3 protein-coding genes and 1 pseudogene are annotated in these 3,020 nt (G+C 61.1%); 1 reads left to right on the top strand and 3 read right to left on the bottom strand.

From position 1 onward, the window contains the following. Nucleotides 1–333 (top strand): annotated as a pseudogene (locus tag WB528_RS09075) (LLM class flavin-dependent oxidoreductase); the annotation flags it as partial. Here WB528_RS09075 and WB528_RS09070 read toward each other — a convergent pair. The 3 genes from WB528_RS09070 to WB528_RS09060 are packed head-to-tail and all read right to left on the bottom strand — an operon-like array spanning nucleotide 330 to nucleotide 2,750. Further along, nucleotides 330–1,016, bottom strand: a complete 687-nt coding sequence (locus WB528_RS09070; RefSeq protein ID WP_423888083.1) for a TetR/AcrR family transcriptional regulator — start codon at nucleotides 1,014–1,016, stop codon at nucleotides 330–332. The pseudogene WB528_RS09075 and the gene WB528_RS09070 overlap by 4 nt on opposite strands. Next, nucleotides 1,013–1,579: a flavin reductase family protein gene (locus WB528_RS09065; protein ID WP_423888082.1), complete on the bottom strand. Its 567-nt coding sequence runs from the start codon at nucleotides 1,577–1,579 to the stop codon at nucleotides 1,013–1,015. Before WB528_RS09065 ends, WB528_RS09070 begins: the two co-directional genes overlap by 4 nt. A 13-nt stretch (nucleotides 1,580–1,592) precedes the next feature. Continuing rightward, complete coding sequence (locus WB528_RS09060) at nucleotides 1,593–2,750, bottom strand: acyl-CoA dehydrogenase family protein (RefSeq protein ID WP_423888084.1); 1,158 nt, start codon at nucleotides 2,748–2,750, stop codon at nucleotides 1,593–1,595. Nucleotides 2,751–3,020: the final 270 nt, after the last annotated feature.

Raw genomic sequence — 3,020 nt, 5'->3', positions numbered from 1 at the left:
GCCAAGGCCTACGCGACCGATCCCGATGGGCCTTACGTCTATTATTACCGCTCGCTCTTTACCAAGCTGAAGAAGAACGGCCGCATTGAGTTGTTCAAGACCCGGCGCGATCAGCCCGACGACGAGGTCACGCTGGAATCGATCTGCGACAAGCTTATCATTCACGGCACGCCCGATAGCGTCGCCAACCAGTTGCTCGCGTTCCAGCAGGAAGTCGGCACCTTCGGGACGCTGCTCTATGCCGGCAAGGACTGGAAAGACCGCGAACTCGGCCGGCAGTCGATGATCCTGATGGCGGAAAAGGTCATGCCGCGCGTCAATGCCGGTGCTTAGACCAATACCTTCACCGGAGGACGGCGAACGTTCTCTGCCTGGCCAAATACCTGGGCAAAACCCGCCAGAAACGCATCCACCGCGTCGCTGATCATCTGCTCCTTGCTTTCGAGCACCGGGGACTCGTAGATGAATTTGCGCACGCCATAATAAAAGATGCCGCTGTGAAAGACCCAGGCCATTTCGATCTCGGCCGCGCTTGGCTTGCTTTGCGCCGATAAACCCGCCTCATGCCGGCATTCCCGGATGATGCGGGATAAAATCTTGTCCCGCACGATGCCGACATAGGATCGGTTGATCTCGAGCCCCTTCAGACCGGAATAAAGATAGATGCGCAGCCACGTGCGGCTGAAGATCACGCCGGTATAGGCGGCGTAGAATTCCTTCAAGCGATCACGGATCGGCCGCGTGCGGTCCGAGAGCAGCTTCTCCCAACCGTCACCCAGCGGCTCCAGATAAACCGTGCGATAGACTTCCTTGATCAGGTCGTCCTTGCTCGGGAAGTAACGATACAGCAAGGGCTGCGTTACGCCGAGCCGCCGCGCCAATGCACGCGTTCCGCCGCCAAATCCCTCTTCCGCGAAAAACTCGGTGGCTTTGGCGACGAATTCCTGGCGGCGATCGTCCGGCGACAAACGCCGCTGCTTGACCCTTGCGCGCTTGGGGGTGGCTTTTTTGCTCATGAGCTCGCAGGCACTGCAACGTCGTCGCTGACGAAACGCCCGAAACCGCCGCGGACGAACAACAACGGCTCCCTCCGGTTGTAAGTGTAGGCTTCAACGGCGCCGAGGAAGATAACATGGTCGCCGCCATAATAGCGGTTGGCGGCGCGGCATTGAAAATTCGCGACACTGTCGGCCAGAAGCGGCGCATTGCCAAGCCCCGGCTTCCAGTCGACGCCCGCAAACCTGTCGACGGTGGACTTCGCGAAGGTCGTAGCGAGACCCTGCTGCGAGACGCCCAACACATTGACCGCGAAGTGGCTCGCGTTCTGGAAGATCGGCAAGCCCTGCGAATACATTCCCAGGCTCCACAGGACGAGCGGAGGATTGAGCGAGACCGACGCAAAGGAATTGCAGGTCAGTCCGTATGGCTTGCCGTCGTCCGCCATCGCCGTGATGATAGTGACGCCGGTGGCGAAGGTACCGAGTGCGCTGCGAAAATCCCGGGGATCGAGCGTCGAGCTGCCGCTCGCGAGTTCATTGGCGGTTTCAGGCTCCGGCACGTGCGTTGGCTGATCGTTCATCCCGGTAACCGTCTCACAGCGTCAGATTTTCGGAAGGCAGGCCAAGCGCGACCCGCCCGTAATTGGTGCCCGCCGCATCGAAATTGAAGGCGATATGGGAGTTGATGGCGTGCGCATCGCGGAACTGCCGCTGCAAGGCGCCGGACATGTAAAGGCCGCGCGCGCCGCTCGCCGCAAACAGCAGCGAAACGGCCTCAGTACAGAGGTTGACGGAATAGGCGCCGTCCCGTCGCATTTTTGTTTTCGCTGCGATATCCGGAATATGCCCGCGCCTTGCGTCTGCCAGCGCTTCGATGCAGGTCGAGCGCATGATGAGGCGCGCCGCGTCGATCTTGGAAGCGGCCTCCGCGATCTTGATCTGGGTGGTCTGAAAGTCGCTGAGCTTGGCGCGGTTGTAGGTGGAGGCGCGATGGCGCGCCAGATCGACGTAGTCGTCGAGGCAAGCTTGCGCGTTGCCGAGCGCGACGCCGGACAGCACGTAGGGAAACAGCGAAAATACGGGAAGCGTGTAAAGCGCATTCGGATTGACGGTGCTTCCGGGCGTCGGTCCGCCCGCCAATTCATGAACCCCGACCGTCATCGGCGCGGCCACGAACGCGTCGTTGACCTCGACGTCGTTCGAGCCCGTGCCGCGCAGGCCGGTCGCGTCCCAGGTGTCCTTGACGCGATAGTCGCTCTTGGGAAGCAGGAAGATGCGGTACTCGATGCCGTCGGCGTCGTCCTCGGACGACACAACGCTCGCCAGCATGTTCCATTCGCTGCAATTCACGCCGGAGGAAAAGGGCCAGCTGCCGCGCAGCACATATCCGCCCTCGACCTTTCTGGCGCGCCCCGCAGGGAAGATGAAGGACGACGCGATGAGGGCATTGGGATCCTTGCCCCAGATCAAGTCCTGGGCGCGGCGATCGAACATCGCCAGCATCCAGTGATGGCTGGCGAGGTTGGCAAAGGTCCAGGCCACGGAGGCATCGCCCTGCCCGATCGCGTCCGCGCAGTCGATCAGCGCGATATAATCGAGTTCGGAGCCGCCAACGCGTTTCGGCTGCACGATCCGGAACAGGCCGCTTTCGTGCAATTCACGTTCGGTCTCCTCGGCAAGACTGCGCAGCTGTTCCGAACGCGAGGCACCCTCGCGCAGTCGCGGCGCCAGCGCCGCGGCGCGCGCAACCATTCCCGCATAAACACGGCCGTCGGCGTCCGTGCCCGAGGGTGGGGTCGCATTTGTCTTCAGACCGGTAGCTGTCATCTCGCGGTCCTCCCCGAACGCGCCTGCGACTGTTATACGCCCGATTCTTCTTCTACGCTTCTTTCAGTCTAGAGCTCCGATTCCGAAGTTCGCACGGTATCGCGGCAACCTCCGATGCGAGCTTCGGAATCAAAGGAGCTCTAGTAACTTATTGATTCTAGGGCGGCCTTGAATTTGAAGTTCCTATAAAGCGAT

The sequence above is a fragment of the Bradyrhizobium sp. genome, from assembly GCF_049586575.1.
In the GTDB taxonomy this organism is placed as follows: Bacteria; Pseudomonadota; Alphaproteobacteria; order Rhizobiales; family Xanthobacteraceae; genus Bradyrhizobium.
Note: the sequence above shows the minus strand (reverse complement) of the source record. Positions and strands in the feature narration are given on the sequence as shown.